Source organism: Rhodoblastus acidophilus (genome assembly GCF_009720655.1).
GTDB classification, from domain to species: domain Bacteria; phylum Pseudomonadota; class Alphaproteobacteria; order Rhizobiales; family Beijerinckiaceae; genus Rhodoblastus; species Rhodoblastus acidophilus_A.
Window position 1 is genome coordinate 68,318 of the sequence record NZ_WNKS01000015.1, and the last position, 21,047, is coordinate 89,364.

General features: G+C 65.1%; 19 protein-coding genes. 14 read left to right on the forward strand and 5 right to left on the reverse strand.

Annotated elements, in window-relative coordinates:
* The first annotated feature begins 2 nt into the window (after positions 1 to 2).
* From GJ654_RS15055 to GJ654_RS15065, 3 genes are read left to right on the forward strand one after another with little or no spacing between them, the layout of a single operon-like run.
* Positions 3 to 458 carry a GtrA family protein gene (locus GJ654_RS15055; RefSeq protein ID WP_155446996.1) on the forward strand — a complete coding sequence of 152 codons (456 nt, stop codon included), beginning with the start codon at positions 3 to 5 and terminating at the stop codon, positions 456 to 458.
* Positions 455 to 958, forward strand: a complete 504-nt coding sequence (locus tag GJ654_RS15060; protein ID WP_246664769.1) for a TspO/MBR family protein — start codon at positions 455 to 457, stop codon at positions 956 to 958. The genes GJ654_RS15055 and GJ654_RS15060 overlap by 4 nt, the downstream gene beginning before the upstream one ends.
* 1 nt (position 959) lies before the next feature.
* Positions 960 to 1,667 carry a glycine-rich domain-containing protein gene (locus GJ654_RS15065; protein ID WP_264586192.1) on the forward strand — a complete coding sequence of 236 codons (708 nt, stop codon included), beginning with the start codon at positions 960 to 962 and terminating at the stop codon, positions 1,665 to 1,667.
* Positions 1,668 to 1,881: 214 nt separating this feature from the next.
* Here GJ654_RS15065 and GJ654_RS15070 read toward each other — a convergent pair whose 3' ends face one another.
* Both GJ654_RS15070 and GJ654_RS15075 read right to left on the reverse strand, forming a co-directional pair.
* Complete coding sequence (locus tag GJ654_RS15070) at positions 1,882 to 3,186, reverse strand: dicarboxylate/amino acid:cation symporter (protein ID WP_155446997.1); 1,305 nt, start codon at positions 3,184 to 3,186, stop codon at positions 1,882 to 1,884.
* Between the two features lie 94 nt (positions 3,187 to 3,280).
* Positions 3,281 to 3,865, reverse strand: coding sequence for a TetR/AcrR family transcriptional regulator (locus GJ654_RS15075; protein WP_155446998.1), 585 nt, complete (start codon positions 3,863 to 3,865; stop codon positions 3,281 to 3,283).
* A 113-nt stretch (positions 3,866 to 3,978) separates the two neighbouring features.
* Here GJ654_RS15075 and GJ654_RS15080 point away from each other — a divergent pair, with 113 nt between their 5' ends.
* The 4 genes from GJ654_RS15080 (at position 3,979) to GJ654_RS20985 (ending at position 9,184) form a co-directional block, all read left to right on the forward strand.
* Positions 3,979 to 4,680 (forward strand): PspA/IM30 family protein, encoded by a 702-nt coding sequence (locus GJ654_RS15080; RefSeq protein WP_155446999.1) that lies wholly within the window; start codon positions 3,979 to 3,981, stop codon positions 4,678 to 4,680.
* A gap of 82 nt (positions 4,681 to 4,762) precedes the next feature.
* Positions 4,763 to 5,032 (forward strand): YiaA/YiaB family inner membrane protein, encoded by a 270-nt coding sequence (locus GJ654_RS15085; protein ID WP_155447000.1) that lies wholly within the window; start codon positions 4,763 to 4,765, stop codon positions 5,030 to 5,032.
* Between the two features lie 97 nt (positions 5,033 to 5,129).
* Positions 5,130 to 8,519, forward strand: coding sequence for an acyl-[ACP]--phospholipid O-acyltransferase (locus GJ654_RS15090; protein WP_155447001.1), 3,390 nt, complete (start codon positions 5,130 to 5,132; stop codon positions 8,517 to 8,519).
* A gap of 146 nt (positions 8,520 to 8,665) precedes the next feature.
* Entirely contained in the window at positions 8,666 to 9,184 is a 519-nt protein-coding gene (locus tag GJ654_RS20985; RefSeq protein ID WP_155447002.1) for a hypothetical protein, read from the forward strand.
* 226 nt (positions 9,185 to 9,410) lie between these two features.
* Here the strand turns inward: GJ654_RS20985 and GJ654_RS15100 are convergent, their stop codons facing one another.
* The 3 genes from GJ654_RS15100 to GJ654_RS15110 all read right to left on the reverse strand — a co-directional run bounded on the left by GJ654_RS15100 (position 9,411) and on the right by GJ654_RS15110 (position 12,109).
* On the reverse strand, positions 9,411 to 10,388 hold the full coding sequence (locus GJ654_RS15100; protein ID WP_155447003.1) for a CBS domain-containing protein: 978 nt from the start codon (positions 10,386 to 10,388) through the stop codon (positions 9,411 to 9,413).
* Positions 10,389 to 10,511: 123 nt separating this feature from the next.
* Positions 10,512 to 11,477, reverse strand: coding sequence for a nickel/cobalt transporter (locus GJ654_RS15105; RefSeq protein ID WP_155447004.1), 966 nt, complete (start codon positions 11,475 to 11,477; stop codon positions 10,512 to 10,514).
* Complete coding sequence (locus GJ654_RS15110; protein ID WP_264586193.1) at positions 11,474 to 12,109, reverse strand: DUF1007 family protein; 636 nt, start codon at positions 12,107 to 12,109, stop codon at positions 11,474 to 11,476. Before GJ654_RS15110 ends, GJ654_RS15105 begins: the two co-directional genes overlap by 4 nt.
* A gap of 131 nt (positions 12,110 to 12,240) precedes the next feature.
* Between GJ654_RS15110 and GJ654_RS15115 the strand changes: the two genes are divergently transcribed.
* The 7 genes from GJ654_RS15115 to GJ654_RS15145 all read left to right on the forward strand — a co-directional run bounded on the left by GJ654_RS15115 (position 12,241) and on the right by GJ654_RS15145 (position 20,968).
* Positions 12,241 to 13,371 (forward strand): efflux RND transporter periplasmic adaptor subunit, encoded by a 1,131-nt coding sequence (locus tag GJ654_RS15115; RefSeq protein ID WP_155447005.1) that lies wholly within the window; start codon positions 12,241 to 12,243, stop codon positions 13,369 to 13,371.
* Positions 13,372 to 13,545: 174 nt separating this feature from the next.
* Complete coding sequence (locus GJ654_RS15120; RefSeq protein WP_155447006.1) at positions 13,546 to 16,611, forward strand: multidrug efflux RND transporter permease subunit; 3,066 nt, start codon at positions 13,546 to 13,548, stop codon at positions 16,609 to 16,611.
* Positions 16,612 to 17,262: an esterase/lipase family protein gene (locus GJ654_RS15125; protein ID WP_264586194.1), complete on the forward strand. Its 651-nt coding sequence runs from the start codon at positions 16,612 to 16,614 to the stop codon at positions 17,260 to 17,262.
* Positions 17,263 to 17,422: 160 nt separating this feature from the next.
* Positions 17,423 to 17,896 carry a ferritin-like domain-containing protein gene (locus GJ654_RS15130; RefSeq protein ID WP_155447038.1) on the forward strand — a complete coding sequence of 158 codons (474 nt, stop codon included), beginning with the start codon at positions 17,423 to 17,425 and terminating at the stop codon, positions 17,894 to 17,896.
* A gap of 166 nt (positions 17,897 to 18,062) precedes the next feature.
* Entirely contained in the window at positions 18,063 to 19,640 is a 1,578-nt protein-coding gene (locus GJ654_RS15135) for a peptide chain release factor 3 (RefSeq protein WP_155447007.1), read from the forward strand.
* An 84-nt stretch (positions 19,641 to 19,724) separates the two neighbouring features.
* Positions 19,725 to 20,192 carry a hypothetical protein gene (locus GJ654_RS15140; protein WP_155447008.1) on the forward strand — a complete coding sequence of 156 codons (468 nt, stop codon included), beginning with the start codon at positions 19,725 to 19,727 and terminating at the stop codon, positions 20,190 to 20,192.
* Positions 20,189 to 20,968 (forward strand): ribonuclease T2 family protein, encoded by a 780-nt coding sequence (locus GJ654_RS15145; RefSeq protein WP_155447009.1) that lies wholly within the window; start codon positions 20,189 to 20,191, stop codon positions 20,966 to 20,968. The genes GJ654_RS15140 and GJ654_RS15145 overlap by 4 nt, the downstream gene beginning before the upstream one ends.
* The last annotated feature ends 79 nt before the right edge of the window (positions 20,969 to 21,047 follow it).

Genomic DNA, 21,047 nt, shown 5'->3' on the forward strand with positions numbered 1-21,047 from the left:
CGATGTTGAGGCGCCAGATCTCCTCTTTCCTCGTCGTCGGCGGCATCGCCACGTCAGCCCATTACGCCGTCATGATCGGGCTGCGGGAACTGGCGCATGCGCCGGTGATCCCCTCGGCCCTCACCGGCTATGTCGTCGGCGGCGTCACCAATTACATCCTCAACCGCCGCCACACCTTTGAAACCGACCGCACCCACGCAGAGGCCGGCTGGCGCTTCGCTTTGGTGGCCGCCGCCGGCTTCTTCATGACCTGGGCGCTGATGGCGCTGCTGACTTCAAAACTCGGCGTTCCCTACATTCTCGCGCAAATGTTCACCACCGGCCTGATCCTGGTGATCAATTTCATCGTTCACCGCATGTGGACCTTCAAAGCATTTTCGAGCGAAGTGGATGCCGGTTCGCGTGAAGACAATGCGTTAAAACAAAAAAGCCAGGCCGCGCCTCAGGAGAGCTTATGACGGACGCCCCCCAAACCCCATTGCGCCCCGGCATGTCGCCCGGCCGCGCCGGCGTCATCGCCGCCGGTCTCGTCTTTTTCGATTCGCTGCTGGGGCAGATGGCGACCGCGCCCAATCTCGTCCCGTGGTACGAGGGCCTGCAAAAACCCTGGTTCAATCCGCCGAACGCCGTGTTCGGCCCGGTCTGGACGTTTTTGTACTGCCTGATGGCGGTGGCGTTCTGGCGCATCCTGATGCTGCCGCGCCAGCCGGGAAAGCAGCTCGCCGTCGGCCTGTTTCTCGGGCAATTGCTGTTCACCGTGCTGTGGTCCTTCGCGTTTTTCGCCGCCCAAAGCCCCCTGTACGGGCTCATGGTGGTGATCCCGCAATGGATTTTGGTGGTCGCCACGGGTTTGGTGTTCTGGCGGTTCGATCGGCTCGCCGGCTGGCTGTTCGTTCCCCTGGCGCTGTGGGTGGGGTTCGCCGGGGTGCTCAATTTCGTTCTGTGGCGCATGAATTGAGGTGAGGCAGGCCGCGCTGGTCGTCGCCGGCGTCGTCGGCGTCCTTGCGTTCTCCGCGCTGGTCTATTGGGCGATCACGCGACGCATTCGCCGCCGCGACTTCATCGACGATTTTGGCTGGCCGCCGGGCCTGATCGACCGGTTTCGCAAGCGCCGGCCCGGCCTGTCGCCGGCCGATGTCGCCCGCGTCGAGCTGGGCTTGCGGCAATTTTTTCGCGCCTATCTCTCGGGCGGACGCGCCTATGTCGCCATGCCCTCGCAGGTGGTGGACGATCTCTGGCACGAGTTCATCCTTTTCACCCGCGCCTACCAGGATTTTTGCCAAAAAGCCTTTGGCGGCTTCCTCCATCACACCCCGGCGCTGGCGCTGAAGCCGGCGCAGCGGGAGTCCAACGCCGGGTTGCGGCGGGTGTGGAGCGCCTGTTGCGCCGAAGAGGCGATCAATCCGCGAAAACCCGACCGCCTGCCGCTGCTGTTCGCGCTGGACGCACAATTGCGCATCGCCGACGGATTTCGTTATTCCACGGATTGCCGGGCCTTGCGCGACCGGGGCGTCGCCTCCGCCTATTGCGGCGGCGATTTCAGCGACAGCTCCGTTGACGGAACGACGTCGGGATTGGGCGGGGGAGACGGCGACGGCCATGGCGGGGGCGATGGCGGCGGGGATGGCGGATCGTCCTGCGGCGGCGGGTGCGGCGGCGGCGATTGAAGCGGACGTCTCGTTCTGCAGCACGGCGCCTCGGTCCAGGCACAGGTCCACAATCACGGGCTTATCTCGTTATCCTGCCATTCCATGTCGTCATGGCCGGGCGTCGTCCCGGCCATCCACGCGGCGCCGCCACGCGAAATGAAAACAATGTCTCGCGCGGGTCGGCGTGGATGCCCGGGGACAAGCCCGGGCATGACGGCTGTGGGGGTTGCGTTTACGCGGTGATTGGCTCCAGCTTGCCCGACAGCGCCGCCTTCAGCTTGGCGCGGTCGAGTTCGCCCTCCCAGGCCGCCACCACCACCGTGGCCACGCCATTGCCGATGATGTTGGTCAGCGCGCGGTTCTCCGACATGAACTTGTCGATGGAGAACACGATGGCCATGCCCGGCACCAGACGCGGATCGACGGCGGCCAGCGTCGCGGCGAGCGTGATGAAGCCCGCGCCGGTGATGCCGGACGCCCCTTTCGAGGTCAGCATGGCCACCAGCAGGATGGTCAATTGCTGCATCAGGTCGAGGTGGATGTTCAGCGCCTGGGCGATGAACAGGGTCGCTAGCGTCATGTAGATGTTGGTGCCGTCGAGATTGAAACTGTAGCCGGTGGGAACGACGAGGCCGACCACCGGGCGGGCGCAGCCCGCGCGCTCCAGCTTTTCCATCAATTGGGGCAGGGCGCTTTCCGAGGAGGAGGTGCCGAGCACGATCAGCAGCTCGTCCTTGATATAGGCCAGGAACTTGAAAATGTTGAACCCGGCGATGGCCGCGATGGTCCCGAGCACGACGACGATGAACAGCGCCGAGGTGAGATAGAACACGCCAACCAGCGAGGCGAGGCTGCCGAGCGAGGTCGCGCCATATTTGCCGACGGTGTAGGCCATGGCGCCGAAGGCGCCGATGGGCGCGGCCTTCATCACGATGTTGATGACGCCGAACACGGCCTGCGCCGAGGTGTCGATCAGCGCGCGCAGCGGCGCGCCCCGTTCGCCGAGCGCCAGAAGCGCAAAGCCCATCAGGATCGAGAACAGCAGGACCTGCAAAATATCGCCGGCGGCGAAGGCGCCGACCACGGAATCCGGGATGACGCCGAGCAGAAAATCGACCGTGGTGCGGTGGGTGCCGGCGTATTTCTCAACCGCCGCCGCGTCGCCCATCTTGCCGGAAAAGCCCGCGCCCGGCTGGAACCAGTTGCCGACGGCCAGACCGATCAGCAGCGCGAAGGTGGAGACCAGCTCGAAATAGATCAGCGCCTTGACGCCGACGCGGCCGACCTTGCTGGCGTCCTGAATATGGGCGATGCCCGAGGAGACCGTGCAGAAGATGATCGGCGCGATCACCATCTTGATCAATTTGATGAAGCCGTCGCCGAGCGCCTTCACGCCGGGCGTGGTGGAAAAATCGGGGAAGAAAATGCCGCAGACCACGCCAAGCCCGATGGCGAACAGCACCTGGACATAGAGCAGTTTGTAAAAGGGACCCTTTTTCTTCTTCCCAGCGCTCGCCGGGGCCTGCAATTCCGCCATCACCCTGCTCCGTTTCCTCAATCCGCCTTTTGACGTGATTTTTCGCTTATGCGCGCTTTTGTCGCGCGCGATCAAGCGGCTTTGTAAAATTACGTTAACCCTGTCGCGCGCCCGCGCACAAGGCCCGGACCATCTCCGCGATCTGCGCCTCCAGCGCGTCATAGGGCACGGCGACCAGCATTGCCTCCAGCCCGAGCAGCACGACGCCGTGGACGGCGGAAAACCACGTGCGCGCCAGCAATTGCCGTTGCGCCTCGCTCTTGTGCGGGGCGATCCGCCGCAGCGGTTCCGCGAGGTGACGGAACAGTCCGAGCTGGGTTTCGACATGCCAGTCCGGGACGGCGGCCGGGTGATGCTCGAACACGGCGCGCCACAGCGAAAGGTTGTCGCGGGCGAATCGGCAATAGGCGAGGGCGGCGCCGACCAATTGTTCGACGGGGTCGTCGCCGGCCTCGGCGCCCAGCGCCGCGTCGAGCCGGCGCAGGGTGCGCGCCGACACCAGCAGCATCAGCTCGTCGAGGTCGCCGACCAGATTGTAGAGGCCGCCCAGCGACACCCCGACGCTGGCTGCGAGGTCGCGGGCTTTCAGCGCGGCGTGGCCTGAGAGCGCGATGGTCGCCTCCGCCGTCTCGATCAGGCGCTCGCGCTGGAGGGTTCGGCGGTCCTCGGCTTTGGTCATGTCTTTTTGCCCTGGGAGCTAGATTGTGAACTATGTTCAACATTTGTCTTGAACAACGTTCAAAACTGCGCTACAGCTAGATTGTGAACAATGTTCATAACACGGGGATCGCAATGTTCAAGACGCTTGTCACACTGTTTCGCGCCCGGACCTTTATCGCTGAAGAGACATTTTCGGACGCCCAGGCCCTGACCCTTCTCGACCAGCAGATCCGCGACTGCGTCGCGGCGCTGGCCCAGGCGAAAAAGGCCATGGCGCTCGCCTCGGCCCAGCACCAGGCCGAGCGCCGCCGTTTGCAGATGCTGGAGACGCAGATCGCCGATCTGGAAAGCCGCGCCTGCGCGGCGCTGAACCAGGGCCGCGACGATCTGGCGCTGGAGACCGCCGGCCTGATCGCCGATCTCGAAGCCGACCGGGAGGTCAGCCGCCGCGCCTGCGACCTGTGCGAGCGCGAATGTGAAAAGATGCGGGCGCGGCTGCGCAAGTCGGAGGCCCGCCTCGCCGAACTCAACAGGGGCCGCAATCTCGCCCGCGCGAAAGACTCGCTTGGCCAGCTGCGCCGCGACGCGCAGGCGGGCAATTTTTATCGCGCGGGGTTTGAGGAGGCGGAAGCAACCTTGGCGCGCCTCAACCAGCGCAATCAGCTGGCCGACGACGCCGAAGAGGCTTTGGCCGGTTTTGAAAACGAGCGCTCCCCCGAAACGATGGCGGAAAAGCTCGCCCAGGCCGGCTGCGGCCCGCGTTTGCGCCCCGCCGCCGAGGATGTTTTCGCAAGGCTGCGGGCGAAAAACGCCGCCGCTGCGTCCGCCGCGTGAGTGACGCGCCCTCGCCCCGCTTGAGCGGGGAGAGGGAGTGGATCGAGCCCTTCACCGAAACTTCGACAAAAGGATCAGGATCATGAACCAGAACGCCGCGTCTCATTCCTCCGCCTGGGTCACCTTCACTTACGCCACATTCGTGCTGGCTTTTTTCATGGTCGGCGCCGGCATCTTCTTCCTGCCCGTCGATATGTGGACCAAATCCTATCTCGGCATGGGCGTGGTCATGCTGGTGCAGTCCTGCGTGTCCGTGACCAAAACCGCGCGCGACAAGCATGAAGCCGAAAAACTGTTGAATCGCATCGAGGAAGCCAAGACCGAACGCTTGCTGATGGACATCAACAAGTGAATCCTGAATCGGACCGCTCCGGCCAAAAGGGAGCGGTCCCCGCGTCAACGGATAATTTCCGCTTTTGGCCGCATTTTGCGGCCTTCGGGAGGATCAGATGTTCGCCTTGATGACCGAGCGCCGGTTCGCGCCATTGTTCTGGACGCAATTCCTTTCCGCCTTCAACGACAATTTCTTGAAGAACGCCCTGGTCTTCCTGATCATGTTCAAGATGGCGGGGGTGGGCGAAGACGCCTCCGCGAAAACGCTGGTGACGCTGGCCGGCGGCCTGTTCATCCTGCCGTTTTTCCTGCTGTCGGGCCTGGGTGGCGAAATGGCCGACCGCTTCGACAAGGCCATGATCGCGCGGCGGCTGAAACTCACCGAAATGCTCGCCGCCGCGCTGGCGGTCGGCGGCTTCGCCTTGCAATCCATCCCGCTGCTGTTCCTGGCGCTCGGCCTGTTCGGCTGCATTTCCGCCCTGTTCGGGCCGATCAAATACGGCATCCTGCCCGATCACTTGAAAAAGAGCGAACTCCCGGCCGGCAACGCCCTGATCGAGGGCGCGACCTTCGTCGCCATCCTGCTCGGCACGCTCGCCGGCGGTTTCGCCTCGCGGGGCGGCGGCGATCCCGCGCATTTCGCCTGGGCCATGATTGGCGTCGCCGCCGCCTGCTATGCCGCCAGCCTGTTCATCCCTGGAACCAGCGAGGCCGCGCCCGATCTTCGGATCGAGACCAACATTTTTCGCTCCACCGGCCGGCTGATCGCCGAACTCTGGGCGGACAGCCGTCTGTGGCGCACCGGCGTCATGGTCAGCCTGTTCTGGATGTTCGGCTCCATCGCGTTGTCGTTGCTGCCGACCCTGGTCAAGATGCAGCTTGGCGGCGACGAGATGGCCGTCTCCTCTTATCTCGCCGCCTTCGCCGTGGCGGTGGCGCTCGGCTCGGGCCTCGGCGCCTTCCTCTGCGCCGGTCGCATCGTCCTGCTGCCGGCGCCGATCGCCACTCTGGTGATGGGTTTCTTCTCCGTCGAACTGGCGCTGGCGCTCAACGGCAGCGGCGCGTTGACGCAGGGCGATTTCTTCAGCCATGCCCTGGCCTGGCGGGTGGGCGCCGACCTGTTCGGCATCGCCTTTGCCGGCGGCGTGCTGGCCGTGCCCAGTTTCTCGGCGGCGCAGGCCTGGGCCGACGCCGACAAGCGGGCGCGGGTGGTGGCCGCCGTGAACGTGCTCAACGCCGCCTTCATGGTGATCGGCGCGATCGCCGTCGCCGCGCTCCAGGCGCTTGGGCTTGACTTTGCGGCATTATTTGGCCTGATGGGCCTGACCTGCCTGGCCGCGGCTCTGTGGATGTTCAAGACCTTGCCGACCAACCCCTTGAGCGACTTCCTCTCGATCGTTTTCCGCGCCTTTTACCGCGTGGAAATTGTGGGGCGCGAAAATTTCGCCAAGGCCGGTCCGAACTGCATCGTCGCCCTCAACCATGTCAGTTTTCTCGACGCGCCGCTCGCCTTCTCGTTGCTCGAGGGCAAGCCGGTGTTCGCCATCGACTCACAGATCGCCAAGGCGTGGTGGGTCAAGCCGTTCCTGCGCTTCGCCCGCACCTATGCGCTCGATCCGACCAAACCCTTGGCGACGCGCGGCCTGATCAAGGAAGTGCGCGACGGCGCCTCGCTGGTGATTTTTCCCGAGGGTCGCCTGACCGTCACGGGCTCGCTGATGAAGGTTTATGACGGCGCCGGCATGATCGCCGAAAAGGCCGGCGTCAAGGTCGTGCCGGTGCGCCTCGACGGCCTGGAGGCCACCGCCTTCTCCCGCCTGTCGCGCGAGCAGGCGCCGCGCCGCTGGTTTCCAAAGGTGCGCGTCACCGTGCTGGAGCCGGTCGAACTGAAGGTCGACGAAAAGCTGCGCGGAAAAGCGCGGCGCATGGCGGCGGGCGCCGCCCTCTATCAGGTGATGTCGGACCTCGTCTTCCGCACCACGGACGCCAAAAAAAGCCTTTTGCATTCGGTGATCGAGGCGGCGGAGAAATACGGGGTGGGCCGCGTCGCGGTGGAAGATCCCATCGGCGGCAAGCTGACTTACAAAAAGCTGCTGATCGGCGTCCGGGCGCTGGGCGAAAAGCTCGATGCGCTGGCCGAACCGGGCGCGCCCATCGGCCTGATGCTGCCCAATTCCAATGCGGCGGCGGTGTCGGTTCTTGGGCTGTCCTCGGCCAATCATCCGCCGGCCATGATCAATTTCACCGCCGGTCCCGCGAACATTATCTCGGCTTGCGCGGCGGCGAAGGTGGACACCATCGTCTCCTCGCGCGGTTTTATTGAAAAGGCCAATTTGCAGGCGCTGGTCGACCGGGTCGGCGAAAAGGTCAAGTTCGTCTGGCTTGAAGACGTCAAGGCCAAGATTTCGACGCTCGACAAACTGCGCGCCATCATGAACGCGCGCAAGCCGATCCACGAGAGCGACCCGGAGGCCTGCGCGGCCATCCTGTTCACCTCGGGCTCGGAAGGCGCGCCCAAAGGCGTGATGCTGTCGCACCAGAATATTCTGTCGAACATCGCGCAGGCGGCGGCGCGTATCGATTTCGGCCCGCAGGACCTGGTGTTCAACGTGCTGCCGGTGTTCCATTCCTTCGGCCTGACGGCGGGCATGCTTTTGCCGCTGGCCTCCGGCGTGCCGCTGTATCTCTATCCCTCGCCGCTGCACTACCGCGTCATTCCCGAACTGGTCTATGGCGGCAACGCCACCATCCTGTTCGGCACCGACACGCTGCTCGCGGGATATGCGCGCTCGGCGCACCCCTACGATTTCCGCTCGCTGCGCTATGTCATCGCCGGCGCGGAAGCCGTAAAAGCGTCGACGCGGAAAACCTATGACGAAAAGTTCGGGCTGCGCATTCTCGAGGGCTATGGCGTCACCGAATGCGCGCCGGTGCTGGCGCTGAACACGCCGATGTTCAACAAGTTCGGCACGGTCGGCCGGCTGCTGCCGGGGATCGAGGCCAAGCTGGAGCCGGTGCCCGGCATTTCCGAAGGCGGGCGCCTGCATGTGCGCGGCCCCAACATCATGATGGGTTATTTGCGCGCGGAGAATCCCGGCGTCATCGAAAGGCCCGCGGACGGCTGGCACGACACCGGCGATATCGTCGACATCGACAGCCAGGGGTTCGTCGCCATCAAGGGTCGGGCCAAGCGTTTTGCCAAGATCGGCGGCGAGATGATCTCGCTGGCGGCGGTCGAGGCTTTGGCCAGCGCCTTCTGGCCGGAGGCGAAGCTGGCGGTGGTGACCGCCCCGGACCCGCGAAAAGGCGAAAAGCTGATCCTGCTCACCGAACACGCCAACGCCAACCGCAGCGATTTCATTCCCTTCGCCAAGGGCATGGGCGCCACGGAGCTGATGCTGCCGGCGCAGGTGGTGGTGGTGGAGGAAATCCCGCTGCTGGGCTCGGGCAAGATCGACTATCCCGCCGTAAACCGGATGGCGGCGGAGATGGCGGCGGCGGCCTAGGGCGGTCCGTCAAGGCTCCAGGCGGTCCGCTCACGAAGGTATGATCGCCGCTGTGGCCCAGCGATGCGGCCAAGGCCCCCGTTAATCTTGAGTTCAGACGTGAACTGCGTAAGCTTCGCGCCTGAAGGAAAGAGGAGTGAGCGTCAATGGCGTCATCTTTCGTGAAGTTCGCACTGAGCGCGGCGGTCGCCGTGTCGATCTCGGCCTTTGCCGATCCCGCGTCGGCGCGCGGCGGCGGCGGGTTTGGCGGCCACGGCGGGTTTGGCGGCGGCGGCTTCGGTCATGGCGGTTTCGGCGGCGGCGGCTTCGGCCATGGGGGCGGCGGCTTCGGCCATGGCGGTTGGGGCGGCGGCCATGGCGGCTGGGGCGGCGGCGGTTGGGGCCACGGTGGCGGCGGCTGGGCGCACGGCCCCGGTTGGGGACGCCCCGGCTGGGGCGGCGGCGGTTGGGGTCGTCCCGGTTGGGGCGGCGGAGGCTGGGCGCGTCCCGGTTGGCGTCCGGGCTGGGGCTATGCCGGCTGGGGCGGCGGCTGGGGCTGGGGCGGCGGTTGGGGCGTTCCGGTCTACGCCGGCTACGACTATTACGACAGCTATTGCGTGTTGCGTCGCGCGCGCGTTCAGACCCCCTATGGCTGGCGCATCCGCACCGTGCGCATTTGCAATTGATGGATTGAGACGATTTCCGAACGATCCGTTCGGAAATCGTATTCCGCTCGCGCGGAAATCCGTCCTTCGCGTGGAGGATTTCCGCGCGATTTCGTTTGCGCGGATCGCGAAGCGATCGTTCGGAAACCGTGCGAGACGCTTTGTTTCTCTGAACTGAAAACGAGATCAGCCCTCGCCCTCGGAGGCCGCTTTCAAGCGCTCCGCGGGCGAGGGTGTTCCAAGGGCGTCAGCCGTTCGAGCGGCCCCAGACCAGCGAAAGCTCCGCATCGCCCGGGTATCCGTCGGGAAAGCTGGAGATGCGCGCCGAGAGCGCGTAGCCCAGCGGCTTCAACTCGCTCTCCCAGCGCAGGAAAAAGTCGGCGGCCTTGCCGCGCAGGCTCGCCGGCCAGTCCGGGGAAGGCAGGTTGATGGTGCGCCCGGCGTCCGTGCATAGCGCGACGGGGAAGGCGAGGGCGGCGCAGCCGGTTTCGCCGCGCCGCGCCGCTTCGACGGCGCGGGCGAGCAATTGCCCCATCTCGGCGTCGGTGAATTTCGCGTGCAAGAGATGCTTGATCGCCTCGTCGCGCTTGGCCTGCGTTTGCCGCGCGACATCGGCCTTCAGCTCCGCCTTGCGGCGCTCGTAATCCGAAACCAGCTGTTTCAGCTCCGCCGCGTTGACGACCCCGTCGGGCGCGGGCGGCGGCGCCGGCTTCGCCGGTTTGACCGGCGGCAGGCCGGCGGCCTCGATCGCCGCCTCGAACTCGTCGGGCGTCGGCAGCGGGCGCGCCGTGCGCTGTTGCGGGGCGAAGTAACGCAGCAGGCTGGAGCGGCCGACGATGCCGGTCACTTTGCCGTCGCGGGTCACGACCAGGCGGCGAAGCCGATGTTCCGCCAGCTTTTCGGCGGCCTCGACCAGGCTGGCGTCCTCGTCGATGCAGATCGCCGGCGAGGCCATGATGCGCTTGACCTGGTCGGCCTCGCATTCCAGCGCTTCGAGATAGGCCGAGGAGATCGCCTGGCCCTCGGAAATGTAGCGCACCCAGGCCTCGCGCTGCCGCGCGCGCTCAGCGGCGTCGGCGTAGCGAAAATCGCTCTCGCTGACCACGCCGATCGGGCGGTTTTCGGCATCGACGACGGGCAGGCCGCTGACCCGCAGCTTGATCATGATTTCCGCGGCATGGCAGGCGGAATCCTCGGGATGCACGGATGGCGCCGACGCATTCATGGCGTCGCGGACCCGTTTCTGCTCGAAAAGTTTGTGGGGAGAGATAATGGCGGCCTCCTGCGAGGAGATTGGAATGAAAGTCTCACCGTACCGTTTATACGCGCAATCCAATACGAGCGATTGTCAGCCGCCCGACGCCAGCAGACCCGCCAGCAACGACAGGCCGAGCAGGAAGACGGCGAGCGCGGCCAGCGCCTCGAGCGCGCGGGCAAAAATTTCGGCGCGGCGGTTTTGCTGGCCGCCGAGCAACCGCGTCATCCCGGACTTGAACAGCACGGCGCCCGCCGCGAGCCCGGCGGTGGTCAGCGCCGTGCCGGCGGCCATGGCGAGCGTCGCCCAGACGCCGATTTGAAAACCGCCCAGCGCGGCGGAAAACACCAGCACCAGAATCGCGCCGGAACAGGGGCGCGAGCCCGCCGCCAGCACGGTCGCCGCGCCCTGGCGCCAGGACAGCTCGCCGGCGAGTTTTTTCGGGTCGGGCGCGACGCAATGCGGACAATCCGCGGGATGGGCGCCGCTGCCGTCATCGCATTGGAAGCGCGAGGGCGGCGGCGGTGGGCGCAGCGCGGCGAGCAGGGCCGCGCCCTTTCGCCACAGCAGCCAGCCGCCGAAACCGGCGATCAGCGCGTAAGCCGTCTTTTCCACAAGGGAGGTCGCGGCGGTCATGGTTTGCGCCGTGGCCCCCAGGAGCAGCGAGGCCACGCCCACCAGGGCGATGGCGACCAGCGCCTGCCAGCCGGCGGCAAGCACCGACAAAGCGATTCCGCGCTTCATCGCCCGCTCGTTGGCGAGCATGTAGGAGGAAATGACCGCCTTGCCGTGGCCGGGGCCGGCGGCGTGAAAAACCCCATAGGCGAAGGCGGCGGCCGCCAGGGACAACAGCGCCGAGGGGTCGTGCAGCGCGGCTTCAACCCCGCCGCGAAGGGTTTTGTAAAACTCCCCCTGCTGATGCAGCAGCCACAGGCCGATGCGCCCGGCATTGCCGACCGAGCCTTCATCGACCCCCAGGGAAAACGGATTTCTTTTGCCGATCTGCGCCAGCGCCGGGTTGGACGCCAACATCAGCGCCACGACAAAAAACCGCCTCATGGGCAGGCCACCAGGGTGCGGGGCGCGAGTTTCACGCCAAAATCCTGGCCCGGCGCCAGGCCGGACAAATAGCTTTCGGTCATCTTGCTCTGGTCCGAGGCGCTGAGCGGGTCGGGCTTGATCGTGGTCATGGAGCAACCGGACGGCGCGCTCTTCAGGATCACCGGATCTTTCTTCTCCAGCTCGATGCTGACGAAATAGGTGGGATCGTAAACCATGACGGTGACGGGCTTATGCGCGGAAATCGGGGTTTTCAGCGGCAGGGTGAAGCGCAGCGTGACGATTTTGTTGGCGTCGGCCTCCAGCGAATAATCTTTCGGCTCGCCAAATTCCTGATAGGTCGGACCCGTCTTGACGGCGGTGAAATACTGGAACGCGGCGAGCGACTCCACATTGATCTTCGCCAGCGGCGCCATCTCCTCGCGGGTCGGCGGCTTGCCGTCCTTGCCCAGGCCCTGCACGGCGAAGGCGGAATACATTTCGTCGAACGTCCAGATGTGCCTGACCGCCTCGACCCGCCCCTGCGCGTCGAACAAAACCTCCTCGCGGGCGGCGACCCAGACATGCGGATGGGCCAGGGCCGGCGCGCACAGGGCCGTGAGCGCAAAAACCGTCGTCAACACTCTCGCCACGATTCGCCTCCATCGTAAGGTTAGGAATAGCGGAACTCTGGCGAAAGCGAGGCGATTGTGACTCAAAAGTCATTTGCCCTTTCGCTTCGGCCTCCGTACAAAGCGCTTCGCATTGAGCACAGACGGAAATCATGCGCGTCAGGTCTTTCCTCCTCACTTTCATCATTCTGTCGGCCGTGGTCGGCGGACTCGCCTACTTCCAGTTCAAGGTCAAGCCGTCGATGGTGGCTGCCTTCATGGCGAAAATGCCGCGTCCGGCGAGCGGCGTTTCCGTCGAGGAGGCGCGGTCCGAAACCTGGACGCCGCGCCTCGCCGCCATCGGCTCGTTCAAGGCCGTGCCCGGCATCGACGTCGCCGGACAATTGGCGGGCATTATCGCCGAGGTCGCGGTGAAAAACGGCCAGGACGTGCTCCAGGGCGCGCTGCTGTTCCGCATCGACGACGCCATCGAGCAGGCCGAGCTGAAGTCCAACGCCGCCACGTTGAAGAACGCCGAGATCGCCTACCAGCGCCAGCAATCGCTGATGGCGCGCGGCGTCGCCGCCCAGGCCAATCTCGACGCCGCCATCGCCGCGCGCGACACCGCCGCCGCCGCCGTGGAGCGCGCCAAGGTGATCATCGCGCAAAAAACCATCCTGGCCCCGTTCGCCGGGCGAATCGGCATCCGCAAGGTCGATGTCGGGCAATATGTCGCCGCCGGCGCCCCTCTGGTGACCCTGCAGCAGCTCGACCCCATTTATATCGATTTCGCCGCGCCGGAGCAGTTTTTCAGCGATCTGGCGATCGGCCAGAGCGTGACGGCGCAAGTCGACCTGCTCGGCGGCTTGAAGGTCACGGGAAAAATCGTCAATCTCGACGCGCGGGTCGACCGCGAAACCCGCACGCTGCTGGTGCGCGCCGAAATGGCCAATCCGGACAAGAAGGTGCTGCCCGGCATGTTCGGCAATGTCGAGGTCGAGGCGGGCAAGCCGCACGACGTCGTCTCCGTTCCGCGCACGGCCATCGCCTATTCGCTCTATGGCGATTCGGTTTACGTCGTCGTCCCCGAGGATGCGCAAAAAGGTCTTGACGGGCCGCTGCGCGCCGAACGGCGGTTTGTGCGGCTGGGCGACACGCGCGGAGAGCGCGTGGCGATCTCCGAGGGGGTGAAGCCGGGCGACAAGGTGGTGTCGCAAGGCCAGATCAAGCTCCAGCCCAACGCGCCGGTGACGATCGAGGCCAATTCGGGCCTGCCGCCGCAAAAACCGTTGCCGCTGCAATGAGTTTCAGGGACGAACCCCTCATCCGTCGCGCTCGCGCGCGACACCTGCTCCCGCAAGGGGAGAAGGGAGGCGCCCCCGGCAGCCGCAACGTTCGGTGATTTTTCGACTCGCAAGAGCCCGTCGCGAGGCGGGCGTTCATAAACGCCTTCAGTGGCAGTCCACATTGGATAGATAATGGGCGCCTTTACCGATCTCTTCATCCGCCGGCCGGTTCTGGCGAGCGTCGTCAGCCTGCTGATCCTGCTGGTCGGCGCGCAGGCCGGATTCCAGATGCAGATCCGGCAATATCCCAATCTGTCCTCGGCGACCATCACCATCACGACGAGCTATCCCGGCGCCAACGCCGAGGTGATCAAGGGGTTCATCACCACCCCCATCGAGCAGGCGGTGGCGAGCGCCGAAGGGATCGACACGATGGTGTCGAGCTCGCAGCAGAACACCTCGCTGATCACGCTCAATCTGCGCCTCAACGCCAACGCCGACCGCGCCGTCACCGACGTGCTCGCCAAGGTCAACCAGGTCAAGTACCTGCTGCCGCGCGAGGCGCTGGACCCCGTGGTGGTCAAACAGGCCGGGCAGAGCACGGCGCTGATGTACATGTCGTTCAACTCGGCAGACCTCACGGGGCCGCAGATCAACGACTATCTGTCCCGCGTCGTCCAGCCCGCGCTGCAAACCATCGACGGCGTCGCCAGCGCCCAGATCCTCGGCGGCCAGAATTTCGCGATGCGCGTCTGGCTCGATCCCGACCGCATGGCGGCGCGCGGCGTGACCGCGGCGGACATCCGCCTGGCGCTGATCGCCAACAATTTCACCTCCGCCGCCGGCCAGATCAAGTCGGACTATACGCAGGTCTCCATCGACGCGCAGACCTCGCTCGAAAGCGCCAGGGCGTTTTCCCAGCTCACCGTGTCCAACCGGGGCGATGCGCTGGTGCGGCTCGGCGATGTCGCCAAAATCCAGCTCGGGCCGGAAAACGCCGAATCCTCCGCCGTGTTCGACGGGCTCAAGGCGGTGTTCATCGGCATTTATGGCACGCCGACCGCCAATCCGCTGAGCGTCATCGCCGATGTGCGCAAAGCCTTCCCGAACATTCAGGCGGGCCTGCCCACCGGCCTCAAGGCGGCGGTCGCCTATGACGCCACCGAATTCATCCGCGCCTCGATCTACGAGGTGCAGAAAACGCTGCTCGAAGCGGTCCTGATCGTCGTCCTGGTGATCTTCCTGTTCCTCGGCGACCTCCGCTCGACCATCATCCCGCTGGTCACCATTCCGCTGTCGCTGATCGGCGTGATGCTGTTCATGCTGCTGCTCGGCTATTCCATCAACCTATTGACGCTGCTGGCCTTCGTGCTCGCTATCGGCCTTGTGGTGGACGACGCGATTGTGGTCGTGGAAAACATTTATCGGCACATCGAGGAGGGCATGACGCCCTACGACGCGGCGATCAAGGGCGCGCGCGAGATCGCGCTGCCGGTGATCGGCATGACCGTGACGCTCGCCGCCGTCTATGCGCCCATCGGTTTTGTCGGCGGCCTCTCCGGCGCGCTGTTCAAGGAATTCGCCTTCACCCTGGCGGGCTCGGTGATCGTCTCGGGCTTCATCGCGCTCACGCTGTCGCCGATGATGTGTTCGCGGCTGCTGCGCTCCCATCGCCGTGAGGACGGCAAGAAGGGGCTGGCGGAAAAACTCGACGCCCTTTTCGAAAAACTGCGGTTGCGTTACGAGGCCCGCCTGCACCGGGCGCTGAACAATCGGCCGGTGACGCTGCTGTACCTCGCGGCGGCGCTGGCGCTGACCGGCGTGTTCTATTTCTCCACGCCGCGCGAACTGGCCCCTGAGGAGGACCAGGGGTTTCTGTTGACCATGGTCAAGACGCCGCAATCGGCCAATCTGGACTATATGGAGCAGGTCACCGGCAATCTGCAGCGCGTGCTCGACGGCGTGCCCGAGAAGGACCATGTGTTCGCCATCAACGGCTCCCAGGGCGTCACGCAAGGCATAGCCGGCATGATTCTCAAACCCTGGGGCGAGCGCGAAAAGGGCCAGAAGCAGGTGCTGCAGGGGCTGGGGCCGAAACTCGCGGAAATTCCGGGCGGACAGGTGGTCGCCTTTGCTCTGCCGTCGCTGCCCGGCAGCGCCGGGGGGCCGCCGGTGCAATTCGTCATCCGCACCGCCGGCGACTTCCAGACCCTGTCCGGCGTGCTCGACCGCCTGCAGGCCGAGGCGGCCAAGAGCGGCCTGTTCATCTTCACCGACGGCGATCTGAAGTTCAACACGCCGCAGCTCGAGGTGAAGATCGACGCGGCCAAGGCCAATGCGCTCGGCATTTCCATGCAGGACATCGGCGCGACGCTCGCCACCTTTTTGGGCGGCAATTATGTCAACCGCTTCAGCCTGTACGGCCGCTCCTACCAAGTCATTCCGCAGGCGCCGCGCGAGTTCCGCCTCGACGCCGACTGGCTGACCCGCTACCACCTGCGCACCAGCTCGGGGACGCTCACGCCGCTCTCGACCGTGGTGCAGATCAAGGAAAAGATTCAGCCCAACGCCCTGACCTCGTTCCAGCAATTGAACTCCGCGACCCTGTCGGGCGTGCCGTTTCCCGGCCGGACGGTCGGCGAGGCGCTCGACTTCCTGAAGGCCAAGGCGACGGAAATTTTCCCCGAGGGCTACACCTACGATTTCCTCGGCGAGAGCCGGCAATACGTGCAGGAGGGCAATACGCTGGCGCTGGCCTTCGCCTTCTCGCTGATCGTCATCTATCTGGTGCTCGCCGCCCAATTCGAAAGTTTTCGCGACCCGCTGATCATTCTGATCGCGCTGCCGACCTCCATGTTCGGCGCGCTGCTGCCGCTCAACGTGATGGGGTTCTTCGGCGCCGCTTCGATCAACATCTATACCCAGATCGGCCTGATGACGCTGATCGGGCTGATTTCCAAGCACGGCATCCTCATGGTGGACTTCGCCAACGCCATGCAGCGCAACCAGGGGCTTTCGCCGCGCGAGGCGATCGAACATGCGGCGGGCGTGCGCCTGCGTCCGATCCTGATGACCACCTCCGCGATGGTGATCGGCGTGATTCCGCTGATCATGGCCGCCGGCGCCGGCGCGAAAAGCCGCGCCGCCATCGGCATCGTCATCGCCGCCGGCATGAGCATCGGCACGCTGTTCACCTTGTTCGTCACGCCGACGGTCTATTCGCTGCTGGCGCGCGACCATCGCAAGGAGAAACTCTGAGTGACCGACGGGGTCGTCCTCCTGCACGGCCTCGGCCGCACCCCGGCCTCCATGTGGGGCGCGCAGGCTTTTCTGGAGATGCGCGGCTTCGCGACGCTCAACCTGGCGTATCCGTCGCGCCGCGCTTCGGTCGATGAGCACGCGACGCGGCTCGCGCCCCGGGTGCGCGCCTTTGCCGAAAAGCTTGAGGGCGACGTGCATTTCCTTACCCATTCCATGGGCGGGCTGGTGGCCTGGGCGCTGATCGCGCGCGACCGCCCGAAGAACCTGGGCAAGGTGGTGATGCTGGCGCCGCCGCTCGGCGGCAGCGAGATCGCCGATTTCATCGCCTCCAGCCCGCTGTTGCGGTCGCTGTTTGGCCCGGCCATCGACGATTTGACCTGTTCGGCCGAACGCGGCCCGATCGATTTTCCGGTGGGGGTGATCGCCGGCGACCGCACGCTCAACCCGCTGCTGTCCTATTTTTTCCTGCGCGGCCCCAACGACGGCAAGGTGACGGTGGAGCGCACGCGGCTGCCCGGCCTCGCCGACCACATCAGCCTGCCGGCCTCGCACACGCTGATCGCCTGGGACGGCGACGCGCTGCGCCAGGCGGTGGTGTTTTTTCGGGAGGGCGCGTTCCAGCGCAAGGGGCTGGAGCGCGTGCGCTAAAGCATTTTCAAGCGAAGGGAATGCCGGTTCGCGTGAAGAAAATGCGTTAAGGCAAGAATTAGAGCGGGCAAAGGCGCCGCCTCTTTGGCGGGCATGCACAGAAAACAGGCTTGTTGCCCCGCGGCCCCGGCGCTAAAGCAGGACGCAGAGGAGAACAATGATGCAAAGCGTCGAGGAATTTTTGGCCTACGCCATTCGTCTCGAACAGGAGGCGGCCGAGCGCTTCGGCGAACTCGCCGACGTCATGCAGAGCGCCGGCAATGGCGAGACCGCGAAACTTTTCCGCCAGTTGTCCGACTATTCGCGTCTCCACCTCGGCGACGCCAAGGCGCGCGCCGGTTATCGCGAGGTGCCGGAACTGTTGCCCGCGGCGTTCGAGTGGCCGGATTTCGAGAGCCCGGAAAAGGCCGCGATCTGGGGCGCCGATCCGATGATCGGCAAGGGCGAGGCGCTCGAAATCGCGCTCGAAGCCGAGCAGGCCGGCTACGATTTCTACAAGAACGTTCTCGACACCACCACCGACCCCGAGATCAAGGCGCTCGCGGCCGAATTCGTCGAGGAGGAGGCCGGCCACGTCGCCGAGCTGCAAAAATGGATCGCCGCGCACAAGGCTGGGCAGAAGACCCCGGCGTGAAAAGGCTTCCCCTTTCGCGGCCCATGCTCTAATCAGCCGCAATCAAGTCAGCATCCGGCGAACCTCGGTTCGCCGGATGCTGACTTGATTCTTCGCTTCACGCGTTTTCCGCACGCGAACCGGCATCCCCTTCGCTTGAAAACGCTATGAGAAATTGCGGTTGACCATGTCCAAAGACCCCGTCGCCCGGCGGCGCACCTTCGCCATCATTTCCCACCCGGACGCCGGCAAGACCACGCTGACCGAAAAACTGCTGCTGTTCGGCGGCGCCATCCAGCTCGCGGGCGAGGTGCGCGCCAAGGCCAATCGCCGCCAGACCCGCTCCGACTGGATGGGCATCGAGCGCGAACGCGGCATTTCCGTCGTCACCTCGGTGATGACCTTTGAATACGGCGATTGCGTCTACAACCTGCTCGACACGCCCGGCCACGAAGACTTTTCCGAGGACACGTATCGCACGCTGACCGCGGTGGACTCGGCCATCATGGTCATCGACGCCGCCAAGGGTATTGAGGCGCGCACACGCAAACTGTTCGAGGTTTGCCGTCTCCGCGACATCCCCATCATCACCTTCGTCAACAAGATGGACCGCGAAAGCCGCGACTGTTTTGATCTGCTCGACGAAATCGAAAAGACCCTGGCGCTCGACACCGTCGCTTTGACCTGGCCGATCGGGCGGGGCAGGGGATTCGCGGGAACCTACGATTTGCGCGCCAATCTGGTGCGGCTGCTGGAAGAGGATTCGGAGCCGATAAAAGTTTCTGGCCCCGACGATCCGAAAATCGCGGAAATTTCCTCCGATGGCGACGCGCTGCTGGCGATGGAGGAGATCGAGCTGGCGCGCGAGGCGCAAAAGCCGTTCGACGTCCAGGCTTTCCTTGAAGGTCACCTGACGCCTGTTTTCTTCGGCTCGGCGCTGAAAAAATTCGGCGTGCAGGATTTGATCGACGCTCTGGCCGAGTTCGCGCCCGAACCGCAGCCGGTGGCGGCGGCCTCGCGAACAGTCGATCCGCGCGAAGCCAAAATGAGCGGCTTTGTGTTCAAAATTCAGGCGAACATGGACCCCAACCACCGCGACCGCATCGCTTTTATGCGCGTCTCTTCTGGAAAGCTGACGCGCGGGATGAAGGCGCGTCTGGCGCGCACGGGCAAAAACATCGCGCTCAACGCGCCGCAATTCTTCTTCGCCCAGGACCGCCAGCTCGCCGAAGAGGCGTTTGCCGGCGATGTCGTCGGCATTCCGAATCACGGCGCGCTGCGCATCGGCGACACGCTCACCGAGGGTGAGAACCTCGTCTTTCGCGGGGTGCCGAGCTTCGCGCCGGAAATTTTGCGTCGTGTAAAGCTCGGCGACGCGATGAAGGCGAAAAAGCTGCGCGAGGCGCTGCAGCAAATGGCCGAAGAGGGCGTGGTGCAGCTGTTCATCCCGCATGACGGCTCGCCGGCCATGGTCGGCGTGGTCGGCGCGCTGCAGCTCGACGTGCTCGCCGAGCGGCTTCAGGCCGAATATGGCCTGCCCGTCAGCTTTGAAACCAGCCGTTTCGAAATCTGCCGCTGGATCAGTTCGGACCAGCCGGCGGAACTGGAAAAATTTGTCCGCGCCTATCCGACGGCCATGGCCAACGACCTCGACGGCGCTCCGGTCTTCCTGGCGCAGTCGGCCTTCAACCTGCGCTACGATCAGGAGCGCTGGCCGGCGATCCAGTTCACCGACATCAAGGATTATCAGGTCGGGCAGGGGTGAGAGCGCGCTTCCCCCGGTAGAAAAACCTTGACGCTGCGCGGCGGTTTCGCGCATCGTCTGCGCGAATGCATACCGGGGATTCCCATGCTTTTTTCGCGTCCCGCCCTCGCGGCGACCTTATTCGTTCTCGCGCTCCCGGCCTTCGCCGGCTCCGCGTCGCGCGACATGGCGCCTTATACTTTTCCAGCCGAAGACCGGGCCATCTCCCTGAATGGCGATCTGCCGGCCTGCGACGACGGCGGCATCCTCAGCGCCATCAAGGACCAATTCGACTCCAAGCAGTTCTGGTTCGGCGAAAGCGATCTCTCCATCGTCAGCTTCGACGTGGGCCAGGAAAGGCAGGTGGGCTTCCGCAAGCACGGCGCCGAATTCATCCCGCGCCGCTATTGCGTCATCCGCGCCATGTTCAACGACGGCCGGCCCCGTGAAGTGAAATACAACATCATCGAGCGCGGCGGATTTGTCGGCTTCGGGCCCGGCGTCGAGTTCTGCGCCGTCGGCGAAGACCGCGCGAGGGCATTCCCGCCGCATTGCTCGGGCGCGGTGAGATGAAGGTTTGGGCGGTCGCCGCGGCTTTGCTGGCGGCGACGCCGGTTGGCGCCGCCAACGACTGCATCCTCGACAATTGCGCGGACCAGCGCCCGGCGCGACAAGGATCTGCGCCGTCTGAGGACCGGGCCGCGCCGCGCGACAATGACCGGGCCGCGCCGCGCGACAATGACGGGGCCGCCGAACCTTTTCGCCGGCGCGGGACCACGCCCTCGGGCGATTTTGATTATTATCTGCTCTCCCTGTCGTGGTCGCCGTCGTTTTGCGCCACGGGCGGCGCGGAGAGATCGCGGCGCCAGTGCGCGCCCGGCGCCAATCCCGGCTTTGTCGTTCACGGGCTCTGGCAGCAATATGCGCGGGGCTATCCGCCCAATTGCGACGGCGGCGATCTGCCTTACAGCGTCCTGACGACCTTGAACGACCTCTATCCCGATCCGGGGCTCGCCCGGCACGAATGGCGCGCCCATGGCGCCTGTTCCGGCAAGAGCCCGCAAAACTATTTTGCCGATGTGCGCGCGGCGCGCGACGCCGTGGCGATTCCTCCCGAGTTGAAAGCCCTGCGCGAAGATCTGTTCGTGTCGCCGCTCGACATCCAGCGCGCCTTCATCGCCGCCAACCCGCGTCTGAGGCCGGGCATGATGACGGTGACCTGCCAGCGCGGCGCCTTGCAGGAGGCGCGCATCTGCCTGTCCCGCGATTTGCGCGATTTCGTCGCCTGTCCCGATGTCGTGCGGCGCGGTTGCCGCAGTCAGGACATTGTCGTGCCGGCGGGACGGTGAACCGTCCGTTGCGGTGAACGCAGCGCGGCCTGGGCCATGGCTTGCTTCACAACGGACAAGCCTCAGGCGGCGACATCAT